Annotated in this window: 22 protein-coding genes and 1 tRNA gene; 11 read left to right on the forward strand and 12 right to left on the reverse strand. The window is 61.6% G+C overall.

The window, feature by feature from the left end; all coding sequences use genetic code 11:
* Positions 1-32: 32 nt before the first annotated feature.
* From PAF17_RS03165 to PAF17_RS03180, 4 genes are all read right to left on the reverse strand, one after another.
* Positions 33-1,502 (reverse strand): ABC transporter substrate-binding protein, encoded by a 1,470-nt coding sequence (locus PAF17_RS03165; protein ID WP_271887633.1) that lies wholly within the window; start codon positions 1,500-1,502, stop codon positions 33-35.
* Positions 1,503-1,571: 69 nt separating this feature from the next.
* Positions 1,572-2,264 carry a CDP-alcohol phosphatidyltransferase family protein gene (locus PAF17_RS03170; protein ID WP_271887634.1) on the reverse strand — a complete coding sequence of 231 codons (693 nt, stop codon included), beginning with the start codon at positions 2,262-2,264 and terminating at the stop codon, positions 1,572-1,574.
* Between the two features lie 47 nt (positions 2,265-2,311).
* Positions 2,312-3,049, reverse strand: a complete 738-nt coding sequence (locus tag PAF17_RS03175; RefSeq protein ID WP_271887635.1) for an SseB family protein — start codon at positions 3,047-3,049, stop codon at positions 2,312-2,314.
* The gene (locus tag PAF17_RS03180; RefSeq protein ID WP_271887636.1) at positions 3,046-3,495 is read right to left on the reverse strand and encodes an outer membrane protein assembly factor BamE; all 450 of its coding nucleotides are present in this window, start codon (positions 3,493-3,495) and stop codon (positions 3,046-3,048) included. The genes PAF17_RS03175 and PAF17_RS03180 overlap by 4 nt, the downstream gene beginning before the upstream one ends.
* A gap of 148 nt (positions 3,496-3,643) precedes the next feature.
* Here PAF17_RS03180 and PAF17_RS03185 point away from each other — a divergent pair, with 148 nt between their 5' ends.
* The 4 genes from PAF17_RS03185 (at position 3,644) to PAF17_RS03200 (ending at position 6,722) form a co-directional block, all read left to right on the forward strand.
* On the forward strand, positions 3,644-4,174 hold the full coding sequence (locus PAF17_RS03185; RefSeq protein WP_271887637.1) for a YceD family protein: 531 nt from the start codon (positions 3,644-3,646) through the stop codon (positions 4,172-4,174).
* Positions 4,175-4,409: 235 nt separating this feature from the next.
* Positions 4,410-4,616 carry a 50S ribosomal protein L32 gene (gene rpmF, locus PAF17_RS03190; RefSeq protein WP_265505389.1) on the forward strand — a complete coding sequence of 69 codons (207 nt, stop codon included), beginning with the start codon at positions 4,410-4,412 and terminating at the stop codon, positions 4,614-4,616.
* Positions 4,617-4,638: 22 nt separating this feature from the next.
* Positions 4,639-5,751 (forward strand): phosphate acyltransferase PlsX, encoded by a 1,113-nt coding sequence (gene plsX, locus PAF17_RS03195; protein ID WP_271887638.1) that lies wholly within the window; start codon positions 4,639-4,641, stop codon positions 5,749-5,751.
* Positions 5,748-6,722: a beta-ketoacyl-ACP synthase III gene (locus PAF17_RS03200; RefSeq protein WP_271887639.1), complete on the forward strand. Its 975-nt coding sequence runs from the start codon at positions 5,748-5,750 to the stop codon at positions 6,720-6,722. The genes plsX and PAF17_RS03200 overlap by 4 nt, the downstream gene beginning before the upstream one ends.
* A 25-nt stretch (positions 6,723-6,747) precedes the next feature.
* Here the strand turns inward: PAF17_RS03200 and PAF17_RS03205 are convergent, their stop codons facing one another.
* Positions 6,748-7,020 carry a DksA/TraR family C4-type zinc finger protein gene (locus PAF17_RS03205; RefSeq protein WP_271887640.1) on the reverse strand — a complete coding sequence of 91 codons (273 nt, stop codon included), beginning with the start codon at positions 7,018-7,020 and terminating at the stop codon, positions 6,748-6,750.
* A gap of 160 nt (positions 7,021-7,180) precedes the next feature.
* Here PAF17_RS03205 and PAF17_RS03210 point away from each other — a divergent pair, with 160 nt between their 5' ends.
* From PAF17_RS03210 to PAF17_RS03240, 7 genes are all read left to right on the forward strand, one after another.
* Positions 7,181-7,702, forward strand: coding sequence for a TRAP transporter small permease subunit (locus PAF17_RS03210; RefSeq protein ID WP_271887641.1), 522 nt, complete (start codon positions 7,181-7,183; stop codon positions 7,700-7,702).
* Positions 7,692-9,017 carry a TRAP transporter large permease gene (locus tag PAF17_RS03215; RefSeq protein ID WP_271887642.1) on the forward strand — a complete coding sequence of 442 codons (1,326 nt, stop codon included), beginning with the start codon at positions 7,692-7,694 and terminating at the stop codon, positions 9,015-9,017. Before PAF17_RS03210 ends, PAF17_RS03215 begins: the two co-directional genes overlap by 11 nt.
* Positions 9,018-9,057: 40 nt before the next feature.
* Entirely contained in the window at positions 9,058-10,143 is a 1,086-nt protein-coding gene (dctP, locus tag PAF17_RS03220; protein ID WP_271887643.1) for a TRAP transporter substrate-binding protein DctP, read from the forward strand.
* 108 nt (positions 10,144-10,251) lie between these two features.
* Entirely contained in the window at positions 10,252-10,554 is a 303-nt protein-coding gene (gene ihfA / locus PAF17_RS03225; protein ID WP_271887644.1) for an integration host factor subunit alpha, read from the forward strand.
* 15 nt (positions 10,555-10,569) lie between these two features.
* The gene (locus PAF17_RS03230; protein ID WP_271887645.1) at positions 10,570-11,193 is read left to right on the forward strand and encodes a MerR family transcriptional regulator; all 624 of its coding nucleotides are present in this window, start codon (positions 10,570-10,572) and stop codon (positions 11,191-11,193) included.
* 79 nt (positions 11,194-11,272) lie between these two features.
* Positions 11,273-11,350, forward strand: a tRNA-Pro gene (locus tag PAF17_RS03235).
* Positions 11,351-11,422: 72 nt separating this feature from the next.
* Entirely contained in the window at positions 11,423-12,490 is a 1,068-nt protein-coding gene (locus PAF17_RS03240) for a 2'-deoxycytidine 5'-triphosphate deaminase (protein ID WP_271887646.1), read from the forward strand.
* Between the two features lie 4 nt (positions 12,491-12,494).
* Here the strand turns inward: PAF17_RS03240 and PAF17_RS03245 are convergent, their stop codons facing one another.
* The 7 genes from PAF17_RS03245 to PAF17_RS03275 form a co-directional block, all read right to left on the reverse strand.
* Positions 12,495-13,610 carry a THUMP domain-containing class I SAM-dependent RNA methyltransferase gene (locus tag PAF17_RS03245; protein WP_271887647.1) on the reverse strand — a complete coding sequence of 372 codons (1,116 nt, stop codon included), beginning with the start codon at positions 13,608-13,610 and terminating at the stop codon, positions 12,495-12,497.
* 255 nt (positions 13,611-13,865) lie between these two features.
* Positions 13,866-14,483 (reverse strand): SMC-Scp complex subunit ScpB, encoded by a 618-nt coding sequence (gene scpB / locus PAF17_RS03250; RefSeq protein WP_271887771.1) that lies wholly within the window; start codon positions 14,481-14,483, stop codon positions 13,866-13,868.
* A 76-nt stretch (positions 14,484-14,559) separates the two neighbouring features.
* A complete protein-coding gene (locus PAF17_RS03255; RefSeq protein WP_271887772.1) occupies positions 14,560-15,381 on the reverse strand; it encodes a segregation and condensation protein A in 822 nt (273 codons plus the stop codon).
* Between the two features lie 71 nt (positions 15,382-15,452).
* Complete coding sequence (nagZ, locus tag PAF17_RS03260) at positions 15,453-16,448, reverse strand: beta-N-acetylhexosaminidase (RefSeq protein ID WP_271887648.1); 996 nt, start codon at positions 16,446-16,448, stop codon at positions 15,453-15,455.
* Positions 16,449-16,459: 11 nt separating this feature from the next.
* Positions 16,460-17,584: an SPOR domain-containing protein gene (locus tag PAF17_RS03265; RefSeq protein ID WP_271887649.1), complete on the reverse strand. Its 1,125-nt coding sequence runs from the start codon at positions 17,582-17,584 to the stop codon at positions 16,460-16,462.
* A gap of 71 nt (positions 17,585-17,655) precedes the next feature.
* Positions 17,656-19,398 carry an arginine--tRNA ligase gene (gene argS / locus PAF17_RS03270; RefSeq protein WP_271887650.1) on the reverse strand — a complete coding sequence of 581 codons (1,743 nt, stop codon included), beginning with the start codon at positions 19,396-19,398 and terminating at the stop codon, positions 17,656-17,658.
* 91 nt (positions 19,399-19,489) lie between these two features.
* Positions 19,490-21,559 (reverse strand): cation:proton antiporter, encoded by a 2,070-nt coding sequence (locus PAF17_RS03275; RefSeq protein WP_271887651.1) that lies wholly within the window; start codon positions 21,557-21,559, stop codon positions 19,490-19,492.
* Between the last annotated feature and the right edge of the window lie 187 nt (positions 21,560-21,746).

The following is a 21,746-nucleotide window of genomic DNA, read 5'->3' on the forward strand; positions in this document are numbered from 1 at the left end:
GATGCGCCCGTTTCTTGTTGCGACCTATCGGCTCAATCGCCCCAGCGCACATCCGTCAGGTCATTGGCCTGCGTCGGCGCGTTCACCCAAAGCCCTTCGATCCGCTTGTTGGCCACGCCGGTCTTGGCCAACTGGAACAGGAAGCCGTTTACATAATCTTGGGCGATCTGCCTTTGGGCCTGTTGGTAAAGTTCGCTGCGCTGATGGGGCTGAGCGGCGCTTTCAAGCTGATCCATCAGTTGATGGAACCTGTCGCCGTCATAATGGAAGTAATAATCGGGGCGGGCATAGATATCGATATCCAGCGGTTCGGTATGGCTGACGATGGTCAGATCGTAATCGCCCCCCTTGAACACCGTTTCAAGCCATTGGGCCCATTCCATATTGACGATCCGGGTCTCAATCCCGACCGCGCGCAGCTGGGCGGCCACGATTTCCCCCCCTCGCCGCGCATAAGCAGGCGGAGGCAGGGCCAGCCGTAACGAGATCGGCGCGGATCCGACCTCGGCAAGCAGGTCCCGGGATCGCTGCGGATCATGCGCCGACATATCCGTCAGATCGAGGTAATCGGGATGATGTGGCGCAAAATGACTGCCAATCGGGGTGCCGTAACCAAACATCGCACCGTCAATGATATCCGCACGGTTTATCGCATGGGCAATCGCCTGACGAACCCGGATGTCATCCAGCGGTGCCTGGGCATTGTTCATGGCCAGAATCGTCTCGCCTTCGGTGGTGCCGACAATCACCGCAAAGCGCGGATCCGCCTCTAGCTGGATCAGGGTTTCAGGTGCCGGGAAATTCGGAAATGCATCGACATCTTCGGCCATGACCGCAGCGAATGCCGCTGTCGGATCACTGATGAAACGGAAGGTTGCGCGTTCCAGCGCGGGCTTTTCGCCCCAATACCCGTCATATGCCGATAGCTCGACCCGATCGCCCTGCACCCAGCGGTCAAAGCGAAACGGCCCCGTGCCGATCGGCGCGGTCGCAATATCCCCGATACTCTCTTCGGCGACCATCACCGCATCACCCCACGCCATCTTGAAGGGAAAATTGCCATCCGGCTGCGTCAACCGAATCCGCACCGTCAGCGGATCGATGATCTCGACGGATTCGATTCCCGCAAAAAGCTGCTTTTGCGCATTGGTCGAATCCTCGGCCCGCGCCCGATCAAGGCTGAAACGCACGTCCTCGGCGTCAAAGACACTGCCGTCATGGAAGGTCACACCATCCTGCAGATCAAAGACATAGCTTCGGCCCTCATCCTCGATGCGCCAATCGCGGGCCAGCGCGGGCCGGATCGTGCCATCATAGGCAAAACGGGTCAGGCCCTCGAACAGGTTGGCATAGACGACCTCATCTGTCGCCGCGGCGGCAACACCTGTCGGATCGAGATTGGGCGGTTCAAGCACCATTCCGATCGTGATCCCGTCCTGCGCACATACCGCACCCGCCATCAGCGCGGTCGCCGCGACCGTCGATCTGAAAATACCCCGCATTTGCTGCCCCCCTACTGCCAGTCGGGCGGGATCATCTGCTGTTCGGACGCAAGTGGCAACCCTGCAGCGTCAGCGCCGCGCGGGCCAGATCTGTTGGGCGGCACCGGCCAGCAACAGCCAGACAGAGGTCACGACCAACCCCCAGATCGCCCAGCTTGCCGGGTGGAAATCCACCCATGCCGCCCAAGCCGCGAATACGACCCAGGCAATTGCCACCGGCAAGGAAATCGCTCGCCAGCGCTCTGTACGCACCGGGTGAATGAACTTGATGTTCGAAAACATCGCCGCCGTCAGGGCGATCACGATAACCAGAATGACTATCCAATGCGGCTTGGTCGCGAACAACACGATCACGACCATGTTCCAGCAGCCAGGAAAGCCGGCAAAGGAGTTATCGGTGGTCTTCATGCGTGAATCGGCAAAATAGACAACGCTGCCATACACGATCAGGATAATCGCGAACCATCCTGTCCAACCCGACAAAAGGCCCGATTCGAACAAGGCGAAGGCAGGAATGAAGACATAGGTCAGATAGTCGATGATCAGGTCCATCAGGACCCCGTCATAATTCGCCCAGTTCTTCTTTACGTCATACCGCCGCGCCAGCGGGCCATCGATCCCGTCAACGACAAATGCCACCACCAGCCACAGGAACATCAACGACCATTGTTCCTTCACTGCGGCCAGCATGGCCAGCATGGCCAGAACGGCGCCGGTGGCGGTCAGCAGGTGAACGGAAAGGGCCTTGTAACGAATGTCCATCGGCATCTTCTGTCAGTTTGCGCCCCCCGACGCAACCGATCGCCGGCTCAGCGCAGGATCGGCGGGCCGTCACGGCGCTTTGGGGCGACGGGTTCCGGTATGCTCAACTCAAAGCGAAGCGCGACCTTGGGCAGCGGGCCATCGCGAAAGGTAATGTCGACCCCACCATCCTGGGGCGGCAAGAAGGCCAGCGCCTCGGCCAGTGCCTTGGCGATCGCATCCTGATGCTGTGGCTCTGCCCCGGCCACAACGATGACATGCCCGGCGGGCGCTGCCTCATTCCCGACACCAGCCAGGGCTGCGCCGCTGATCAGGCCGCGCATGTCTTCAAGGCGTTCGGCCAGGGGCTGTGCCAGATCGGAGACGACATCAGGCAGGGGCGCCATCAGGTGCAAACGGGCCTCACCCGCCTCGGGCGATGCAGCAAGCGCACCGGCCAGCCAGTCCAGCATGGCGGTATCCAGCATCATTTCCGACGGATGCCCCGGATTGACCAGCAATCCGGCCCCCTCATCGCGCAACAGCCCGGCCAGCACCCGACCAGGCATTGCGACATAGGCCACCGCTTCGCCAAAGAAATCCGCCAACCGGTCTTCGGAATCACAGGCCAGCGCGACCGGCCCGTGATCCAGCGGGAAAATCCGCAACTCGACCTGATCATCGGCGGGTTCGGCAACCAGCGCGACCGACAGTTGCGTATCGGCCAACCGCGAAAGCATCCGCGCCCGTTGCGCTTCGCCCGCGTCGTGAAAAGGCGTAAGCGCCAGATCGTCCAGCGCGCTCACTCGACGATATCGCCGGCTTGGAAGTTACCCAGATTGCCCAGAAGCTGCCCGATCAGCGAAATCTCGGTGATGCTGCCCTCGGTCACACGGCGCGACAGAACGACAACCCGGCCGCGCTCCAGCCCGAACCTTTCGATATTGCTGACGGTTCCCGATGCATCAAAGGATACTGCCACGACCTCGCGGCTGACCTCTTCTGGTTCATAGGGTCCATAATGGCGCCAGCGTGAACCAACATAGTACCAGCCCGAACCGGTCAGCAGCCCCTGCGCCGACGGGCGCCCGACCAGCCCTTCCAGCTCGGCCATCGAGGTTTGGCCCACAACGACCTGTTGCAAACTTTCCTCGGGGGGAACAAATCCGTGATTTCGATAAACCGCCGTGCAGGCCGCAAGGCCAAATGCGGCTACGAAAGCCAGGATCAGCAGGTTCCTGATGGTAGCCATATAACGTGTTTCCTTTGCTCGTGCGGTTGACGCGGCCCGCCTGCCTTAGCAAACTCGGACACCGCGCTCAAGAATATCCAAACGCGGCGGGGGCTTGTCGGCAATAAGCCGGACCGCCAACCGTCACAAGAACCCCGGAGACATATAAATGCCCGCCCCGACCCAGAACCCGCAGCGCCTGCGGGTCGCGCATCTGAACCCGCGCTCTGCAACGCCCTTCGCCTTGACCCCGGATCAGGCCACCCGCGAAGCGATCGCCGCCGAGCTGGACCTGAAGGAATTGCCGAAACTGACCTTTCAGGGTGAAATCCGCGCCGAAGGTGGCGATGCCTGGGCGCTTGATGGCCGGCTTCGCGCAAAGGTCGTTCAGCCCTGCGTCATCACGCTGAAACCTGTCAGCACGACGATAGACGATCCCGTGGAACGAATCTTTTCGCCCCATCTTCGCCCCCCCGAAGAAGAAGAAATCGAAATGCCCGATGAAAAACTGGAACCACTGGGCCAGTTCATCGACCTGTCCGCCGTGATGATCGAGGCCCTCGCGCTTGCCTTGCCGGAATACCCCCGCGCCAAGGATGCCATGCTGGGCGATACTGCAATCGAGGACGCAACCCCCGACACACGACGTCCCTTTGCCGGGCTGGACAAGTTGCTTGGCAATGACGATCCGCAAGAGTGATTCCGCAATCCCGCGGGGGCATGGCGTTGCAACAAGACCACAATCGGGCCTTTCCCCACCCCGATCAGGTCAATTCACTGGCAATTCGCCCCCGTCTCGGTGCATTTAGGCCGAACCGCCTGCTGCAAGGGCTTGCGGGCCCGCGCTTCATCGCGTATCTGCGCGGTTCATTTTCGAATTCCAAACACACGGTGCCAAGGCGTTTGATCGCCGCACCCAGAACCGAGGTTGTGACATGGCTGTCCCTCAGAACCGCGTAACCCGCTCGAAACGCAACATGCGCCGCGCGCATGATTCGCTGGTTGCGGGAAACCCGAACGAATGCTCGAACTGCGGCGAATTGAAGCGTCCGCATCACGTCTGCCCGTCCTGCGGCCACTATGCCGATCGTGAAGTGATCGCGCAGGCAAACGAGATCGACCTGGACGACGACGCGGCCTGATCCGCGCCGTTCGCGCCAATAAATGACCGTCGATTCCGCGACCAACCCGGACCCGCGCGCCCCCGAATCAGGGGGCAGCGTGGTAATTTCGGTTGATGCGATGGGTGGCGACAGAGGGCCTTCGGTCGTCGTCGCCGGCATGGCCGAAAGTGCACGCAAGAACCCCGAGATCCGGTTCATCGTCCATGGCGACGAAGCAGAGCTTCGCCGCCTTATCGGTCGTCGCAAGGATCTTGCGGGCCGCTGCGATATCCGTCACGCCGCCGACGTCGTGACAATGGAAGACAAGCCCAGCCAGATTGTGCGCAAGGGCTCGGGGACGTCCATGTGGTCGGCGATCGATTCGGTCAAGCAGGGCGAGGCCGGGGCCGCCGTATCCTGCGGCAACACCGGCGCGCTGATGGCGATGTCGATGCTGCGGCTGCGCAAGCTGCCGGGCGTGAACCGCCCCGCCATCGCCTGCCTGTGGCCATCGAAAAGCCCGCAGGGCTTCAACATCATGCTGGATGTCGGCGCCGACATCCGGGCGGATGCGCATGATCTGCTGCAATATGCTTTGATGGGCACATCCTATGCCCGCAACGGTCTTGGGGTCGAGCGCCCGCGAATCGGGCTACTGAATGTCGGCACCGAGGAACATAAGGGTCGCGCCGAACTTAAACAGGCCAATGACCTGATTGCCGAGGCCGCGGATGCCGGGCAATTCGACTATATCGGTTTTGTCGAAGGCGGTGATCTGCCGTCCGGACGCGTAGATGTGATCGTGACCGACGGCTTTACCGGCAATGTCGCCTTGAAGACCGGCGAAGGGACGGCCAAGCTGGTCGGAGATTTTCTCAAGGCCGCTTTCGCCAATTCATTCATGTCCAAATTCGCCGCCCTTCTTGCCATGACGTCGCTGCGGCGCCTGCAAAAACGGATCGATCCGCGTCGCGTGAACGGCGGCATCTTTCTGGGCCTGAACGGAACGGTGGTCAAATCGCATGGCTCTGCCGACGCCACGGGCGTGTCAGCTGCGATCAAGCTGGCCTTCAAACTGACGCAATCCGGTTTTCAGGACCGGCTGGCGGCGCGCGTTGCCCAAAGTGCGGTGGCTGGTTCGGGCGACGCTGACCAGACCGAGGTACCATCATGATTCGCAGATCCGTCATCGTTGGCACGGGCCATTACCTGCCCGAACGTGTTGTCGAGAACAGCTGGTTCGAAGAACGGCTGGACACCAGCGATGAATGGATCAGAACCCGGTCCGGAATCGAACGGCGCCATTTCGCGGCCGAGGGCCAGACCACCAGCGATCTGGCCATTCGCGCAGCCAAGGCCGCACTGGACAAGGCCGGTCTGACCGCCGATGACATCGATGGTATCGTTCTGGCGACCTCGACACCTGACTTCACGTTTCCCGCCGTGGCCACGATGGTTCAGTCCGGTCTGGGCATGACGCGCGGATATGCCTATGACGTTCAGGCGGTTTGCGCGGGCTTTGTCTTTGCACTGGCAAATGCCGACGCCATGCTGCGCGCCGGCCTGGCCGAGCGATTGCTGGTGATTGGCGCCGAAACATTTTCACGAATCATGGACTGGACCGATCGCAGCACCTGTGTGCTGTTTGGCGATGGCGCCGGCGCAGTGGTGCTGGAAGCACGCGAAGGCACCGGCGATTCACAGGATCGGGGCATCTTGTCCAGCGACCTGCACAGCGATGGAACCTATCGCGACCTGCTTTATGTCGATGGGGGGGTTTCCACCACAGGCACGGCTGGGCAGTTGCGAATGCAGGGAAATCTGGTTTTCCGCCACGCCGTCGACAAGCTGACGAGAACCGCCCATGCGGCGCTGGAAAAAGCAGGGCTGGGCACCGAAGATGTGACCTGGCTTGTGCCCCATCAGGCCAACAAGCGTATTATCAGCGGCACCGCGCAGAAAATGGGCCTGCCGATGGATAAGGTGGTGCTGACCGTGGCCGATCACGGCAACACGTCGGCGGCGTCGATTCCGCTCGCGCTTTCGATCGCCGATTCCGAAAATCGCTTCAAGTCCGGCGACATTCTGGTGACCGAGGCGATCGGCGGCGGCCTCAGCTGGGGTTCGGTCGTCCTGCGCTGGTAAGGTTCGGTCAGCCGGACCACCCTATCTATTTCAGTTGTGAATCCTTGCTGGCGCGGCGATTGATCGCGCTGGTCATATGGCGGTTGCGGTCACGCCCCGCCTGACAGTTCACGCATAATTGCACACCGGGCACCGCGAGGCGGCGCGCCTCGGGGATAGGATCGTCGCATTCGGCGCAAAACTCGGCCGAGGGGCGCACACCCGGATTGTTGCGCTGACGTGCCCGGGCAATCGCTTCGGCCGTGCTGATTTCTATCTGGTCATTCACCGCGTCATCGCGGGCCCATCCACCTGCCATATTCATGTCTCCTTTCACGAGGTAGATAGGCATCCGTGCCGCTGCCTTCAAATTTTCACGGTCTGCAATCAATCGGTTGACAGCCTTGCCGCCAATCGGAACACTGCCCCTGAAGGCGGCGCTGCCAAGCTGCGTCAAAGACCTTGGGAGGGGCCACAACTTGCCGATCATCCGCATGATCGACGGCATCAATGAAGTCGTCGGCCGGATCGTGTCGATCGTTGCGATCGTGTTTGCCGGTATCATTATCTATGACGTATCCATGCGTTATTTCCTGGGCGAGCCTACGCGTTGGGCCTTTGACCTGACCAAGCAGCTATACGGATTCTATTTCATCATGCTTGGTGGCTACGCATTGCGGCACCAGTCGCATGTCAAAGTTGACCTGGTGACCGAGCGCATGGCGCCGCAGCTGCGCCGCTGGGTCGAAGTTGCCGGATATCTCATCTTTTTCTTCCCCTTCGCCTGGGTCTTTGCGCGGCGCAGCCTGGATTTCGCGATCACCTCTTACAATCAGGGCGAGGTGACTTACGGCGCGGTCCAACTGCCTGTTTATCCGCTGAAAATCGCAATGTTCGTTGCTGCGGTGCTGTTGCTGATCCAGGGCGCAAGCGAGGTTCTGAAGCTGGTCCTGAACACGACGACGCATCTTGACAGCAAGGAGCCCATGGATGTCCGGTGAAACGATTGCACTGATCATGTCGGGCCTGCTGCTTCTGGGCCTGTTCATGGGACACCCGCTGGCTTTCGTCCTTGGCGGCACCGCTGTTCTGGGCGCGCTTATTGCCGGCAAACCCATGGTCCTGGGCATTATCATCAACCGGATCTTCGGGGATGTGCTGGACAATTACGTTCTGATCGCCATTCCGCTCTTTGTGCTGATGGCCCGGTTCCTGTCCGACAGCGGCGTCACCGACAAGATGTTCGAGGCCCTGCGACACCTGATGGCGCGGGTCACCGGCGGGCTGGGCCTGGCGGTCGTATTCATCTCGATCCTGCTGGCCGCGACGACCGGCATCATCGGCGCCTCGATCACCGTCATGGGAATGATGGCGCTCAGGCCGATGCTGCAATATGGCTATGACAAGAGGCTGGCGACCGGGCTGATCGCCTCGTCCGGTTGCCTTGGCATCCTGATCCCGCCGTCGATCATGCTGATCCTCATGGCGTCCTATGCACCGGGGCTGTCGGTCGGTCAGCTTTTTGCAGGCGCAATGATCCCCGGCATGGTTCTTGGCCTGATGTATGCGGCCTATGTGGCCGTGATCGCATGGATGCGGCCCGATTGGGCCCCCCCGGTCCGCGACGAGGAACAGATCAGCCGGGGCGCGATGTGGCGCATGCTGATCGTCGAGGCGGTCCCGCCACTGGTGCTGATCCTTGGCATTCTGGGCTCATTGCTGGCGGGCGTCGCGACCGCAACCGAGGCCAGCGCGATCGGCGCGGTTCTGGCCCTGCTGATCGTCATTCTGCGCGGGCGCTTTGAATGGCAGACATTTTACTCTGCGCTGCTGGAAACCGGTCGGACCTCGGCGATGATCCTGTTTATCGTGGTCGGTGCAACGGCCTTTACGGGCGTGTTCAACATCACGGGCGGGCTGCGTGCCAGCCAGGATCTGATCCGCGGGCTTGCGGATGATCCCTATACGCTGATTGCCGTGATGCTGCTGGTTGTCTTTATCCTCGGCATGTTTCTGGATTGGACGGGCATCGTCCTGCTGTCCTTCCCGATATTCCTTCCACTTGTGAGCGAAATGGGGATTCAGCCCCTGTGGTTCGTGGTGTTGATGGCAGTCGTGCTGCAAACCAGCTTTCTGTCGCCGCCTTTCGGATATGCGCTGTTTTACATGCGCGCTATCGCCCCGCCCGAGGTTCAGACAACCGATATCATCCGGGGTGTGCTGCCCTTTATCGGGCTGATTGTCCTGATGTGTGCGCTGATCATCCTGTTCCCCGGCCTTGTTACATGGCTGCCGACAACGCTTTACGGCGGCTGATGCCGACCCGATTACATGAAAAACTGAGGAGGTTCCCGAAATGAAGCAATTGATGGCGACTGCCGCATTGGCGCTTGTGGCTGCGGCCCCCGCTATGGCGGAAAACTGGACCATGACCACCACCTGGCCATCCAGCCTCGAGTTGATCGAATTCGACAAGCACTGGGTCGACCTGGCCAACAAGCTGGTCGATGACGACAAGCTGACGATCGAATTCTATGAAGGCGGCAGCCTTGTCCCGGCAGGAGAAGTGTTCGGCGCGGTGGAATCGGGCACCATCCAGGCGGGCGGCGACTGGCCCGGATACTGGGCGGGCCGCGACAGCGCCTTTTCTCCGCTGGCAACGACAGCCAGCCTGTTCAACGCCGTCGACTATGTAAACTGGATCCAGGAATGGGGCGGTGCCGATCTGTATAACGAGGTCTATGGCAAATTCGGCATGGTCTATCTGCCCTATGGCGTGACCAACAACGAATCCGGCTTTCGGACCGTGGACAAGCCCATCCGCACCACCGACGACCTGCAGGGCCTGCAATTGCGCCTGTCCGGTCTGGAACAAGGAAAACTGCTGGAAAAACTGGGCGGAAATCAGGTCAGCATGGCAGGCGGTGAAATCTATCAGTCGCTTGAACGCGGTGTGATTGACGGTGCCGAATTTTCCACCCCGAATGTCGATTTTTCCGGCGGGTTCCAACAGGTCACCAAATATTGGTCGACCCCCGGCTGGCATCAGTCATCCTCGATTTTCGGCGTCATGATCAACAAGGCTTCATGGGACGCACTTGACGACGACACCCGTGAACGCCTTGAAATCGCCGCCGATGCGACGCTTCTGTGGAGCCTTGCCTTCACCGAGAAACGCGCAACCGAAGCCGTTGCCCAGTTCAAGGAAGCCGGCACCGAAATCAACCGGCTCGACGATGCGACGCTGGAACACATCCAGACCCTGGCGAATGAAACCATCGAAGAGGTCGCCTGCGAAAACCCGATGTCGGCCAAGGTCTATGCCAGCCAGATCAGCTATCTTCAGGATTACGCGAACTGGCGCGACGCATCGGCCCCCTTCAACCTTGGTCGCACGCCGAACGGTCCGGATCTGGCCAAGATCGAGGCTTGTGCGCAGTAATCCGCGCATTTTTTCATGCAAGTGTCGGGCGGGGAACGATTTCCCCGCCCTTCTCGTTGACAGAAGCCCGTTTGGGCCCCATCCTGTGAGCTTAAAAGAGGATAGATCATGGGCGAAAAAACGCTGACCCGGATGGATTTGGCCGAAGCCGTATTCCGCGATGTGGGATTGTCGCGTCATGAATCTGCGCAGCTTGTCGAAAGCGTTCTTGAACATGTGTCAGACGCCTTGGTCAAAGGCGAACAGGTCAAGATCTCGTCCTTTGGCACGTTCAGCGTTCGCGACAAGAATGAGCGAATCGGCCGCAACCCGAAAACCGGGGAAGAGGTTCCGATCACCCCCCGCCGGGTGCTTTCCTTTCGCCCCTCACACCTGATGAAGGATCGGGTTGCCGCCGGCAACAAGCGATAGGACGCGTTCAAAGGCATGAATAAAGGCGCAGATGCATTCCGCTCGATCGGCGAGGTGGCCAAACTGATCGGTGTCGCTCCTCATGTCCTGCGTTATTGGGAAACACAGTTTTCGCTATTGCGGCCGATGAAACGGCCTGACGGACGCCGCTACTACCGCCCCGACGATGTTCGTCTGGCCGCGGGATTATGCGAGGTTCTGCGCGAAGACGGCCTGACAATTCGGGGCGCAAAGAAGCTGCTGGCCCAGGACCGTGGAGAGGCCGTGCGCCGCAGGGGTAACGAACGTCTGCAACAACAGCCAGAAACGCCAACGCCCGACAGCCGAACCTTTGATCCCGCAGGCAATGGCGTCCCTGCCCCGATGCAGCCCCCGGCGCAGCCAGGCACCAGCCCCGATGACGACATGCCCTCGCCAAACGCGAAACCGCGCCGCCGGGTCCGTCGTCCAGCGCCGGCCCAGAGCGATGCCCTGCCGCTCTTTCCCGATCTGAAAGAAGCCGGCAGCCAGGCCGATTGGCTGGCGCAGCTGGTGTCCACCGCTGTGATTCTGCGTCAATTGCAACGGAACGACACAAGGATGCCTGCCGCCCGTGACCTCGTTTCCGCGCTTAGCCGCAGCATTGGCACGCTTTATTAAATTTTGATGGCACGGGATTACAGATTTCCGCTTTGCAGCCCTTGTGCATCCCTGCCGCTTCGATCTATATGGCCAGCGTCGGGCCGTGGCGCAGCCTGGTTAGCGCGTCCGTCTGGGGGACGGAAGGTCGTGAGTTCGAATCTCGCCGGCCCGACCAATCTGAAAACGCCCACTCCTTTTCGGGGTGGGCGTTTCCATATCCGCCAGCCCGTTCACCCGGAGAAAAGTCATGAATGGCGTTCTGCCTGACAGCGAAATCCGCAGCCTGATCGAACAAGGGGCGATTGCCGCGCAGGTGGATATCATCCCCGAACAAATCCAGCCCGCAAGCCTGGACTTGCGGCTGGGGCACAAGGCCTATCGGCTGCGCGCAAGTTTCCTGGCCGGCCGGGGACAACGGATCGAGGACCGCCTAAACGATTTTCAGATGCACGAAATGGATCTGAGCGGTGGTGCCGTCCTTGAGCGGGGCTGTGTATATCTGGTGCCGTTGATCGAGCATCTCAGCCTGCCAGCGGGATTGACTGCGGTCGCCAACGCCAAATCCTCGACCGGGCGTCTTGACCTTTTAACGCGGCTTGTCACCGATGACGGGACCGAGTTCGACCGTTTGCCCGATGGCTATAGCGGCCCCCTATATGCCGAAATATGCCCGCGCAGTTTTTCGGTTCTCGTCCGGCCCGGAATGCGGCTGAACCAACTGCGCCTGCGCCGTGGTCAGGCCGTTCTGGATGATGGCGAACTGCGCGCATTAAATGCCCGTGAACCGCTGGTCGAAGGCCAGGCGCTGATCGACAACGGGTTGGGTTTCTCGGTCGACCTGCGCCCGCTTCGGGATGATCTGGTTGGCTATCGCGCACGCCCCCATAGCGGTGTCATCGACCTTGACCGCATTGCCCAGTATCCCGCGCAGGATTTCTGGGATGAACTTCGCACATCCGACGGCCGGCTGATCCTGGATCCGGGGGCCTTCTATATTCTGGTCAGCCGCGAGGCGGTTGCCATACCGGCCGATTGCGCCGCAGAAATGGCCCCCTATCTGGCGATGGTCGGTGAATTTCGTGTGCATTACGCCGGGTTCTTCGATCCGGGCTTTGGCATTGGAAGTTCCGGTGCCGGATCCCGCGGTGTGCTGGAGGTTCGCTGCCACGAAGCCCCCTTTGTTCTGGAACATGGGCAGGTGGTCGGTCGTCTTGTTTACGAACGGATGGCCGCCCGCCCCGACCGGCTGTACGGGGCCGGGATCAAGTCGAACTATCAGGGTCAGGGCCTGAAGCTGGCCAAGCAGTTCGTCTGACCGATCAATCCAGCGGACCTGTCTGCCACAGGCGAATCTTCAGGCCGCCATGCGCCACGATCGGGCCGGCAGGCAGGAATGGCAATCCGGTGGCCTTGGCCAGCCCCCCTTCGCTTGTGATGAAGCCGATCTTCCAGCCGCGGAAACGTTCGCGAAACACCTCGCCCATCGCCGCATGCAGCCCATATAGCGGCCCTTTGTTGCCAATCCGCGCACCATAGGGCGGGTTCACGATGACCAGACCCGCGTCGCCATCGGGGCGCTGCAAATCGGCGATCTGGTTGCAGGTAAAGCGAATAATGTCCCCAACCCCCGCACGCGTGGCATTGGCTGCGCTCATGCGGATGGCGCCTGCATCCCTGTCGCTGCCGAAAAAGCGCGGGGCAACGGCTGACGCGGGCTGCTGGCGCGCCCGCAGTTCCTGCCAGACAGCCGGTTGAAAACTGGCAAGGTTTTCGAATGCAAACCCACGCGACCGACCCGCAGCCAACCCGGCAGCGATCTCGGCGGCTTCGATGGGAAACGTGCCCGAACCACACATAGGATCGAGCACTGGCTGAGTGCCATCATAGCCCATTTCACGCAGGAACATCGCGGCCATGGTTTCGCGCATCGGGGCCTTGGCCACGGCCTCCTTGTGGCCCCGCTTGTGCAGCGATTCGCCCGTGCTATCCAGGCTGAAGGTCACCAGATCGTCTTCGATGCGCACCTTGACGACCAATGTCGCGTCCGGGGTGATCGGTGCCCCCAACTCTTCCGAGATCGCGCGTTCGACGCGCTGGATAGCGGCTTTGGCGTGATAGATCCGGCTGGCCCTGCACGTGGCCTCGACGCGCACAGGCACATCTTTGCGCAGAACTTCCGCCCAGGGAAACTTGCGCGAACGCTTGTCCAGCTGCGCAAGATGCAGCGCGCGAAAACTGCCGATTCGGGCCAAGACCCGCGTCGCGCCGCGCAGCATCAGATTGGCACGCCAGACGTCCGGCCAACCGCCGTGAATGGTCACCCCGCCAGGCTGCACCTCTGGGTCGGCCCAGCCCAATGCACGTGCTTCGGCGGCCAAAGGCTGTTCCAGCCCAGGCGTCGCCACCAGAAAGATCTCGAAATTCTTTTCGCTCATTGCTCGGCTTTAGCCGCTGAACGCGCCATTGGCGAGGCTTAGCGCCCGATTCTTCGGATCAAGCGAATGGCTTGCCGTGCACGTTTCGCATTCTGCCGTTCCGCCTTGGCCAATTCGGGCGATGGCTTGGCCCCTGTCGCGCCTGGTTTTCTGGCAAGTTTGCCGACCCCTTTGCGGACGCCCCATTGCATTCCCCGCCGAACCAGCAGGCGAAGAATGATATTGATGATCTGTCCCATTGCGCCTCTTTCCGATTCAATCTTCGAAGAAATCTTCCGCGGGATCTTCGTCAACCTCGGCATCGGGTGGATCGTCGCTGTCGGACTCGGGTTTGGGCAACCCATCCTCGGCCGGCCGCGACTCGAGCAGACCCGCAGCGCGTAGTTCGGCAAGACCCGGCAGGTCGCGTGCCGATTCCAATCCGAAATGATCAAGAAACGCCTCTGTCACGACAAAGGTTGCCGGCCGGCCCGGGGTCATCCGGCGACGTCCCATGCGCACCCATTCCATCTCGATCAGTTGATCCAACGTGCCGCGGTTGACGCTGACACCGCGAATTTCCTCGATCTCGGCGCGGGTAACGGGCTGATGATAGGCAATGATCGCAAGTGTTTCGACAGCAGCTCGCGACAGGCGACGCTGTTCGATCGTTTCGGTTTGCATCAGGAACCGCAAATCAACGGCGGTGCGAAACGCATAGCCATCGCCGATCCGCTCGACCACGACGCCCCGGCCCTCATATTGACGCCGCAATTCGGACAGGGCCTCGGCGGGATCACTGCCAACGGGCAGGCGGTCCTTCAACTCGGCCACGGATATCGGCTGTGCCGCTGCGAAAAGCACGGCTTCGACCATCCGCACCTGATCGGGCATGGACGGGGGCGGGAAATCGGCATTGCGCGCCAGATCGGCGGCATCGGAATCCGTGGTATGCGTATCGTCGGTCACGTCAACTCTGGTCGGATGAGGGTCTGCGCCGAAAGCTGATCGGCGCGAAGGTTTCGGTTTGGCGTATCTCTAACTGTCCCTGCCGCGCAAGTTCCAGCGATGCCGCAAAGGTGGCGGCGGTGGCCGAGCGACCCCGCGCATCCTGACCGCCCCAACCCTCGGGAAGAAAATCGGAAATCCCGGTCCAGTCCCCCGCATAGCCAATCATGTTGCGCAGCCGGTCCAGTGCCTGTTCCATCGTGTAGATGTCCTTGCGATCAAAGGCATAGGGACGAAATTCATCCTTGGTGCGAAGCCGTGCATAAGCCCGCATCAAATCGATCAGGCCTGCCCGCCATTCCGTGCGCCGCTTGCGGGCCACGGTTTCCGGGGCCCCACGCCTGAACCGGTCGATGCCCAACCTGTCGCGGGCCATCAGGCGCGCCGCGGCCTGCCGCATGGCATCCAGCCGTTCCAGCTGAAAGGCAAGATGGGCGGCCATATCCTCGGCCGATGGCCCATCGGCCTCGGGGTCGGGCGGCAAAAGCAACCGCGACTTGAGAAATGCCAGCCATGCCGCCATGACCAGATAATCCGCCGCCAGTTCGATGCGCAGCTTGCGCGCCTGATCGACGAATTTCAGATATTGCTCTGCCAGATTCAGCACCGAGATCTTCATCAGGTCGACCTTCTGGGTGCGCGCCAGCGTCAACAACAGGTCGAGCGGGCCTTCGTAACCATCGACATCGATGATGAACGCCTCTTCCGCGCGCCGCTGCGCAACGGAGTCCTGTTCCCCACCGGCCTGTGCGGGCGAATCGGGGACAGGTTTCAGATAGGGCACATCTCTGCCAGTGCGGTTCACGTGACCTCCTTCAGATCAGGCAGTCAGGTTCAGCCCAAGCACCGCGCGAGTCAAGTCGCGGCCAGATCACCCGTCAGCGACCGCCATTCCGCCATCAGCGCTTGCCGGTCCAAGTCCTGCGGTTCCCGCCGCATCGCCAGCGCCGCATCGGCGCGCCGTTGCGTGGCCGCCGCCATAGGTCCGGCACTGGCCACAACGGGTTCCATGCTGGCGATGTCGCCATTGCAGTGCAGAACCAGATCACACCCGGCCTCGATCGCCACCTGCGCGCGTTCGGCCTCGGTTCCTGACAGGGCCTGCATGGTGATGTCATCGGTCATCAGCAAACCGTCAAATCCGATCTTCTCGCGGATCAGCTTCACAACCGGTGCCGAGGCCGTGGCGGGCCTGCTGTCAACGACATCCAGCCGGATATGCGCGGTCATGCCCATCGGCAAATCCGCCAGCGCACGAAACGGCGCAAAGTCAAGCGCATCAAGATCCGCCAGCTCGGCGGCACTGTGCGGCAGGGAATGGTGGCTGTCGGCAATCGCCCGTCCATGGCCAGGCATATGTTTCATGACCGGCAAGACACCGGCAGCCAACAGACCATCGGCGACCTCGCGACCCAGCCATGCGACTGTTTCCGGGTCGCTTCCCAAACAGCGGTTGCGCAGGAAGGGATGCGTATCCGGTTGCGCGACATCCAGCGTCGGGGCGCAGTCCGAATCGATGCCGACATCGCGCAATTCGCGACCGATCAGGTAATAACGCAGCCACATCGCGCGGGCGCCCGCAGCGGCCTGATCCAATGGTGCCGGCCATTCCTGCCAATGCGGCGCACGCAGGCGCTGAACGCGCCCGCCCTCTTGGTCAACGGTGATCACGGCATCGCGGCCCACGGCATCGCGCAGATCCCCGGTCAGGCGGCGCATCTGTTCGGGCGAAGCAACATTGCGCGCGAACAAGATAAACCCCCAGGGATCGGCCGCGCGAAAAAAGTCGCGCTCGGACGGGGTCAGCTCGGTTCCGGCGATACCGCCCAGGATCGTGGCGCTATGCGTCATCTTCCCGTCCCTCAGCGTGCCAAGGCCAGACAATCCGTGCCGCCAGATTTCAGCGCCGAACAGAACTGGCGTGCTTCGCCGATCGAATCAAAGCCGGCCACGCGCAGGCGCCAGAAGGTGCGCCCGTTTGATTGATGTTGTTGGATCACCTGCCCCTTGCCCGAGAACAGCGAACCGAACTTGCCCGTCAAACGGTTCCATTCGTTTCCGGCGATGGCATTGCTGTCAAACGCGCCGATCTGAACCAGCGGACCATTTGCCGAAGCCGCAGCGACAGGGGCAGCCGGGGCCGGTTCGGGCGCAACAGGGCGCGCATCGGTCGCGGTGGTTCCGGCGGACGCCACGCGCATGGTGCGCGGACGCGGGGCGGGACGCGTCGAAGCCTGCAACAGCCCCGGATTCGCGGCTGCCTGGGCCTCGGCCAGTGCCGCCGTGATGGCGTCGGTCTGGGCCGGATCGCCGTTTTCGTCGGTAACGACCTCGTTCACCGGTCCTTCGGTGGCAGGCGCGTCAATGATGGCGGCTTCGGTTTCGGCAATCAGCGCCAGACGCGCCGCTTCGGCAGCGACCTGCGCCTCGGCCAATGCCTGCGCCTCGCTGTCGGAAAGCGGGACGATCGGCTCGCCATCGAAATTCAACGGTGCATCGGACGGGTTGGCGGGCTCGTGGGCTGCCGCGCCGAATTCGCCCATGGCGACGTCTTCTTCGGTCAGCGCACCCGCCGCCGGGGCGATGGCAACCTGCGAAGTCGGCTGTTCCAGCGCGCCTTCGGCAACACCGTTCACGGCATATCCGGTATAGCTGGCCAGCTCTCCGCCCGGGTCATCGGGGGTGGTGCGTGCATCGCCGGCAACGGCACGGATGACCGGCACGCCGGAAACGTCGCGCGACACCAGCTGCCAGCCCCATGCCAGCAAGCCGACCATCAGCGCCACCGAGGCCAGCGCGCCCAGATAATGGGTCAGACGGCCGATACGCGCCGAAAAGCTGTCTGCGCCGTCGGGGTCGGCGACAAAGCGGCTGTGATCGTCATCGGCCTGACCGCCATCCGCACCATGTTGATCATACGAGAACTCGCGCCGCACCTTGTGACGCGAAAACACATACCCGCCTTCGCGGAAATCCATCACTGCCATAGCCTGCCTGTCTGCCGGTTAATCCGACTTTACCGTTGACTGCTCTTACACCCCGGGGCGGCGCCGTTTGTTCAGCGCATTTCTTTCGCCGGAGTGACGCCAAGGATAGCGAGACCACTTGAAATGACAACGCCAACTGCCCGAACAAGCGCGATTTTTGCCTGTGTCGTTGCCGAATCACCATCCTGCACAAAGCGCAGACTGACGTCATCATTGCCCCGGTTCCACAAGGAATGCAGGTCGGATGCGATTTCGAAAAGGAAAAATGCGATCCGATGCGGCTCATGCGCGCGGGCAGCGTGTTCGACCAAGCGTGGCCATTCGGCAACTTTTCTGGCCAAGTCAAGCTCGGCGGGATGCGAAATTGCGGTCAGATCGGCACCGGTCAGCGCCGTGTCGGACACATCGATTCCCGCTTCGGCGGCGCGACGCAGCACCGAATGAACCCGCGCACTGGCATATTGCACATACCAGACGGGGTTATCCTTGGACTGTTCCAGAACCGTGGCAAAGTCAAAGTCAAGCGATGCGTCATTCTTGCGGTTCAGCATGATAAAGCGGGTCACATCGGCCCCCGCCTCTTCGACGACATCGCGCAATGTCACGAAAGTGCCGGCACGTTTCGACATCTTGAACGGCTCGCCATTCTTGAACAGCTTGACCAGCTGGATCAGCTTGACATCCAAGGGGACACGCCCGTTCGACAGCGCCTTCACCGCCGCGTTCATACGTTTGACATAGCCGCCGTGATCGGCGCCGAACACGTCGATCAGCTGATCAAAGCCGCGGTCGATCTTGTCCCAGTGATAGGCGATGTCGGGCGCAAAATAGGTCCATGCGCCATCCGATTTCTGGATCGGGCGGTCCACATCATCGCCATGCGCGCTGGATTTGAACAGCAATTGTTCACGGGCTTCCCAGTCTTCGGGCAGCTTGCCCTTTGGAGGTTCCAGCACACCGCGATAGATCAACCCAAGGCTGTTCAACCGCTCGATCGCCGCCTCGATCTTGCCGGTGCCATAAAGCGCCTTTTCGCTGGAATAGACATCCATGCGAACGCCCAGAGCCTCCAGATCCTGACGGATCATCTGCATCATGGCTTCGGTCGCGAATTCGCGAACCTCAATCAGCCAGTCATCTTCGGGCTTATCCAGCAGTGAATCGCCGTATTTGGCCTTGAGCGCCTCGCCGACGGGAATCAGGTAGTCACCGGGATAGAGACCTTCGCGAATCTCGGGTTCCAGCCCGTTGGCTTCGCGATACCTCTCGAAGGCCGAGCGCGCCAGAACATCGACCTGCGCCCCACCATCATTGATGTAATATTCGCGCGTGACATCATGCCCCGAGAAAGCCAGCAGATTGGCCAGCGCATCACCGAATACCGCGCCACGCACATGACCGACATGCATGGGCCCGGTGGGGTTCGCGCTGACGAATTCGACATTGACCTTCTGGTTGCCGCCAATGTCCGAGCGCCCGAAATCCGCACCCTGACGGATGGCGTTGGTCAGAACGCCGTGCCAGACGGCGGGCGCAAGGCGCAGGTTCAAAAAGCCCGGCCCGGCCACCTCGGCGCTGGCGATTCGTGGATCGGTCAGGCGCGCCGCCAGCTTGTCGGCAATATCGCGCGGCTTCATCCTGGCGGGTTTTGCCAGAACCATCGCGGCATTGGTGGCCATGTCGCCATGCGCCGGATCGCGCGGAGGCTCAACGGCGACATTGCGGTAATCAAGCCCCGAGGGCAGCTCTCCGGCAAGAGACATCTGATCCAGCGCCTCGACGACGACGCCGCGAAGATCGGTGAAAAGGTTCATGATCGGCTTCCTGACTGACCCTCGGGGGTTAACGCCTGCAAGCGGCAAAGGTCAACAGGGCGCAATCGCCTTCGCCCGCTCGGGTGCCGGTTCAATCATCGTCAAGGTCGGCGTCCGGGTCCGACTGGGGTGGCTCGCGCTTTGCGCCTTTCGCCCCGGTGGCATCCCCTTGCGTCTGGATCAGATCGGGATCGTCGCGGTTGGCATCGCGCAGCTTCTTTGCCGCATCCGGGCTTTCTCCGCCCGGCACGCTACCATTGCCTTCGCCGCGTTTGACGGCCTCGGCCTCGGCGCGCGCGACCTCTTTGGCCGTGTCATGGGGTTTGGCCTGGGCTTCATTTTCCTTCTCGATCTGTTCGGCCACATCGGGGGGCAACATGGACACGATCCTGATGTCCGGCTTGTCGACCAGATCTTCCTCTGCGGTCACGAACCAAAGCTGTTCGTTCTGCACCACGGCCAATGGAACCGCACCGGGCCGGGCGTCGCGCCATGCGTCCAACCGGTATTCCTCGGTCAGTCGCGTGGTACGGAAAACCCAGCCCTCGCCCAGCATGTCAAGGTATTGCGCCAGCGTCCGGTTGCCATCGATCGTCTGGCCGCCCAGTTGCGAGGGCAATGCGTGACGCGCCCGGTCTTCCTTGTGACGCGCCAGCTGCCAGATCGCGTCGCGCCCGAATTCCGGCGCAAGGTCAGTGGCGACCAGGGTGTTATAGGCGTCATTGTCCGAAGCGGCCAGGATCGCCCCATATGCGATGAATTCGACATTATGCTCGGCCGCATCCCCCAGGATGTCCCCATAGAAGGTCTGGACGCCGACGGCCCTTGCCGTGCGCAGGTGGTCGCGGTTGGTATCGGTGATCAGCACATTCACATCGGCCTTTTCCAGCGCCTTCGCCAAGCCCGTCGCGAATAACGACCCGCCAACGACCAGAAGGCCCGGCCGATCGCCCGAGGTCAGCCCCATCCGCCGCGCCAGCGGTGCCAGCGTAAAGCCGTGAAGCACCACGGTCACAAGCACCAGCACAAAGGCCAAGGGCGCAATCAGCGCGCCGTCCTCGATCCCCTCTCCGACAAGACGTTCTGCAAAAATCCCCGAAACCGCGACCAGAACCACCCCCCGCGGCCCGGTAAAGGCGATCAACAGCCGTTCCTTTAGCGGCAGGTTCGTTCCGACCAGCGACAGCATCACGGTGATCGGTCGTGCAATCAGCACCACCGCCGCCACGAACAGACCCGCGCGCCACCAATCCAGCTGTGCCAGCGTTTCGAACTGGATCCCCGCCGCAAGCAGGATGAACACCCCGGAAACCAACAGGATCGTCGCGTGTTCCTTGAACCGGTGCAACTCGTGATAGCTGGGCAAATCGGCATTCGCGACCACCAGCCCCATCACTGTGACCGCAAGCAACCCGCTTTCATGCAACAGGCTGTCAGAGCCGGCAAAAACCCCAAGAACCGCCACGAACAGCAGCGGCACCTTCATGTATTCAGGCACCCAGCCGCGACGGAATGACTGGACCACCAGATAGCCCGCCAACACACCGATCACCGCCGCAAAGCCAATGCCCAATACCAGCTGGGCCAAAGCCTCGCCCCAGGTGACGCCCGTGTTGCGCACCAGCACGATTTCCAACGCCACCACAGCAACCAGCGCGCCGATCGGGTCATTGACGATGCCTTCCCATTGCAGGATCTGGGCGGGTCGCGACCGCAGCTTGGCCTGCCGCAACAGCGGGGCGATGACCGTCGGCCCGGTCACGATCATGATGCCACCGAACACGATGGCCGATTCCCAGCCCAGCCCCGCCACGAAAACCAGCGTCAGCGCGGAAATCAGCCAGCCAAGCGGCGCGCCGATGTAAACCAGCCTGCGGACACCGGGGCGCGCATCGGCAAGCTTCTTGACGCTCAGCGTCAAGCCGCCCTCGAACAAAATGACCGCCACGGCCAGCGAAATCATCGGCGCGACCAGATCGCCGATGTCGCGCGACGGGACGAAAATCCCTGTCACCGGCCCAAGGAACAACCCCGCCGCCAGCATCAGCACGATCGCCGGAAGTCGGAATCGCCAGGCCAGCCATTGTGCGCCGACACCCGCGATTCCGATCACCGCAAATGCCTGCATCGGGTTCAGTCCGCCAGTCAGCTCTGTCGCCATGGATACCCCTGCCCTGATGATGAAAGCGAACCCGCATCATACCGAATGGTTCCGCCGAACCTGCCCTTTGGGCGAGGTTTCTTGCGCAATCATTGACCTTATTCACGCTTTGGTCTAGGCGAAACATGGCACGCATCCGGCGTGTCGACCGAAGGGGCGTGCGGAATTGCGTCCCACCGAAGCCACC

The organism is Paracoccus onchidii (assembly GCF_028294535.1).
Lineage (GTDB): Bacteria > Pseudomonadota > Alphaproteobacteria > Rhodobacterales > Rhodobacteraceae > Paracoccus > Paracoccus onchidii.

Coding starts and splice junctions, on each gene's coding strand:
- PAF17_RS03165 (WP_271887633.1), bottom strand. CDS start 1,502: ATGCGGGGTATTTTCAGATCGACGGTCGCGGCGACCGCGCTGATGGCG.
- PAF17_RS03170 (WP_271887634.1), bottom strand. CDS start 2,264: ATGGACATTCGTTACAAGGCCCTTTCCGTTCACCTGCTGACCGCCACC.
- PAF17_RS03180 (WP_271887636.1), bottom strand. CDS start 3,495: ATGGCTACCATCAGGAACCTGCTGATCCTGGCTTTCGTAGCCGCATTT.
- PAF17_RS03185 (WP_271887637.1), top strand. CDS start 3,644: ATGCCCGCCCCGACCCAGAACCCGCAGCGCCTGCGGGTCGCGCATCTG.
- rpmF (WP_265505389.1), top strand. CDS start 4,410: ATGGCTGTCCCTCAGAACCGCGTAACCCGCTCGAAACGCAACATGCGC.
- plsX (WP_271887638.1), top strand. CDS start 4,639: ATGACCGTCGATTCCGCGACCAACCCGGACCCGCGCGCCCCCGAATCA.
- PAF17_RS03200 (WP_271887639.1), top strand. CDS start 5,748: ATGATTCGCAGATCCGTCATCGTTGGCACGGGCCATTACCTGCCCGAA.
- PAF17_RS03205 (WP_271887640.1), bottom strand. CDS start 7,020: ATGGCAGGTGGATGGGCCCGCGATGACGCGGTGAATGACCAGATAGAA.
- PAF17_RS03215 (WP_271887642.1), top strand. CDS start 7,692: ATGTCCGGTGAAACGATTGCACTGATCATGTCGGGCCTGCTGCTTCTG.
- dctP (WP_271887643.1), top strand. CDS start 9,058: ATGAAGCAATTGATGGCGACTGCCGCATTGGCGCTTGTGGCTGCGGCC.
- ihfA (WP_271887644.1), top strand. CDS start 10,252: ATGGGCGAAAAAACGCTGACCCGGATGGATTTGGCCGAAGCCGTATTC.
- PAF17_RS03230 (WP_271887645.1), top strand. CDS start 10,570: ATGAATAAAGGCGCAGATGCATTCCGCTCGATCGGCGAGGTGGCCAAA.
- PAF17_RS03240 (WP_271887646.1), top strand. CDS start 11,423: ATGAATGGCGTTCTGCCTGACAGCGAAATCCGCAGCCTGATCGAACAA.
- PAF17_RS03245 (WP_271887647.1), bottom strand. CDS start 13,610: ATGAGCGAAAAGAATTTCGAGATCTTTCTGGTGGCGACGCCTGGGCTG.
- scpB (WP_271887771.1), bottom strand. CDS start 14,483: ATGCCCGATCAGGTGCGGATGGTCGAAGCCGTGCTTTTCGCAGCGGCA.
- nagZ (WP_271887648.1), bottom strand. CDS start 16,448: ATGACGCATAGCGCCACGATCCTGGGCGGTATCGCCGGAACCGAGCTG.
- PAF17_RS03265 (WP_271887649.1), bottom strand. CDS start 17,584: ATGGCAGTGATGGATTTCCGCGAAGGCGGGTATGTGTTTTCGCGTCAC.
- argS (WP_271887650.1), bottom strand. CDS start 19,398: ATGAACCTTTTCACCGATCTTCGCGGCGTCGTCGTCGAGGCGCTGGAT.
- PAF17_RS03275 (WP_271887651.1), bottom strand. CDS start 21,559: ATGGCGACAGAGCTGACTGGCGGACTGAACCCGATGCAGGCATTTGCG.